At 53.1% G+C, this 2,546-nt stretch carries 2 protein-coding genes; both read right to left on the bottom strand.

Features of this window, described 5'->3' with window-relative positions; translation table 11 throughout:
- Positions 1–124: 124 nt before the first annotated feature.
- Positions 125–517: a histidine kinase gene (locus H6F43_RS21620; RefSeq protein WP_190345235.1), complete on the bottom strand. Its 393-nt coding sequence runs from the start codon at positions 515–517 to the stop codon at positions 125–127.
- Between the two features lie 184 nt (positions 518–701).
- Positions 702–2,546: response regulator (locus H6F43_RS21615; RefSeq protein WP_190345234.1), on the bottom strand; the 1,845-nt coding region annotated here is incomplete at its 5' end.

Raw genomic sequence — 2,546 nt, 5'->3', positions numbered from 1 at the left:
GGGGGTCTGGGGACCTCTTTCGGAAAACCACACACCTGTGGCGATCGCCTCCACAAAAATTGTCTGCATTATAGGCAATATTTCTTACTCGTAAAAGCTCGCACGAGACAAATTTCGGTGAGGATCATCGTTGGTCGATCGCTCCTTTACTCTCAACCCATTGCTGACAGCCTTCCAATCCCAATGACGGCTGCTTGCGATAGGCATCTTCAGGCACCCAGACCGTGAGCGATCGCGTTAACGACACGTAGTAGAGATACGCTGCTCTGGAGCTGTAGTGAACGCCCACCCGCAAATTTGAGAAATCGTCTTCACAGATTTCAAAGCCAAACCGCACAACGATCTGCGCCACTAAGCATTCCGGTGTGTCCGCGTGCTCGCCTAGCGTATCGCGTTCCTGCCAAAACGTGTCTAAGAACCGCTGAAGAACAGGCAAAATCTTGTCTGGCGTTCCTCCCCGACTGGCATAAATAATGGCTGGATTACCCTCAACAACGATGTGACAGGAGTCAGGCATATCGGTTCTAACTGCTCGATACAGTTGCATTGTAGGATTAACCGAGTTCTAGAAGCGATCGGTGCGGGTTTCTGCTTCAACGAACTGCAGAATGCTGAGACACTCAGGGTGGAGCGCACTGCTTTATCTAGAGAGCGCACTGCTTTATCTAGAGAAATTCCAATAGCCACCCGTGGCGATCTGCTTAAATTCCCTTGATCGCCGCGACCATCGATCGCACCGTGCCAACAGAAGTATGTAGCCGAGCGACCAGATCGGGCATGCCTTGCAGTTGGTTTTGCCGCGCTTGCAACTCCAGTTGATCTGCCATTGCCTGAATCGTGACTAGTCCCAAATTGGCGCTAGCACCTTTGATGTGATGAGCTTCTTGCTCTAGCTGCTTTAGGTCGTGCCGCGTTAGTGCTGCTTCGAGTCCAATGAGGTGCAGCTGAGCGTCTTCGACAAAGGTTTCCAGTAGCTCTTGCTCAAACTCGGCGTTGTTGTCGCAAATTTGATGCAAATGCTCCCAGTCGATCGCAAACTCCGGCAGGTGATCGCGCTCTGAGACCGATCGCTGCTCCAGCACCTCGCTCCACTGAGCTAGCTTTGCAGCCAACGTTTCCTTCAGGATCGGTTTACTCAGATAGTCATTCATGCCCACCTCCGCGCAGCGTTCTTGGTCTTCTTTCATGGCATTTGCTGTTAAAGCAATAATTACCACATCTTTAGCATTCCCATCGAGCTGTCGAATTGCCTGGGTAGCACCGTATCCATCCAAGACTGGCATTTGACAATCCATCAGCACGAGATCGTACGAAAGCTGTTTCAGCAGCTGCAACGCCTCTTGTCCGTTGCCTGCTACATCTGCCGTATAGCCCAAATACTTCAATTGGTGCAGCGTCACCTTCTGATTGACGAGGTTGTCTTCAACGAGCAGAATCTTCAGTTTAGATCGTTGGGGCGCAGTAGCACTAACGGCAACGGACGATCGACGTGGAGCGACCGAGGATTGATCGGTTGTAAGCGGCAAGAGTGCATTCACGATGCTGTCTAGCAGACGAGACTGTCTCACAGGTTTGACGAGGTAAGCGGAGAAGCCAAGCTCTAAAGCTCGTTCTGCACTGCCCCAATGATTCACCGAGGTCATCATAATCAGCTTGGTTTGGGATAGCGTGCGATCGGCTTTAATCTGACGAGCCAACATTTCGCCATCCATGTCGGGCATTTGCATATCCAAAATTGCCAGATTGTAGGGTGTTCCGGCGGCAGCTTGGTCGCGCAGTCGCGCTAGCGCAGTCGTCGCGCTGTCTGCTTCGTCGATCGACATTCCCCAAGCGGAGATCTGATAGCGCACGATTTTGCGATTTGTCGCGTTGTCATCTACGATCAGCAGCCGCAACTGGCTCAGCGCTTGCGGAATCACCGCCAGAGACAGATCTGGGCTAACCGTCGCCGTCTGTTTCTCAAAGGTGAGCGTGAACCAAAACCGCGACCCCTGCCCCTCACTGCTTTCAACGCCAATCTCGCCTCCCATCAGCTCGACGAGCTGCTTCGAGATTGCCAGCCCCAGTCCCGTACCCCCGTAGCGGCGAGTTGTGGAGGCATCGACCTGCGAGAACGGCTGAAAGAGTTTCTGCTGCGCGGCGGCTGGAATGCCAATTCCTGTATCGACGACCGAAAAGGCGATCGTTGCCGTGGTGTCTGTTTCCGATCGAAGTGCCGCCTGGATCACAACTTCGCCATCGTGCGTAAACTTGACGGCGTTGCTGACCAAATTGGTTAGAATTTGACGCAGCCGACCGACATCACCTTTCAGCCCTGTGGGCAGATTGCGGTACACCAGCGTCACGAGTTCGAGCTGTCTGGTATGGGCAGCGGCGGCAAACAGCTCGGCAACTTCTTCAAGGCACGTACTGACATCAAAATCGAGCATCTCCAGATCCATCTCGCCCGCTTCTAGCTTCGAGAAATCCAGAATCTCGTTAATTAGCGTTAGCAGGGTTTCCCCGCTCGACTGAATCGTCTCGGCAAAGTCTCGCTGCTGGGCGTT

The organism is Leptolyngbya sp. FACHB-36, assembly GCF_014695955.1.
Lineage (GTDB): Bacteria > Cyanobacteriota > Cyanobacteriia > Leptolyngbyales > Leptolyngbyaceae > FACHB-36.
The sequence above is the reverse complement of the archived record's forward strand: the minus strand, read 5'-3'. Positions and strand labels throughout refer to the sequence as shown.

Excerpts from the sequence above, each read along its gene's own strand:
- H6F43_RS21620 (WP_190345235.1), bottom strand. The coding sequence starts at position 517 with ATGCCTGACTCCTGTCACATCGTTGTTGAGGGTAATCCAGCCATTATT.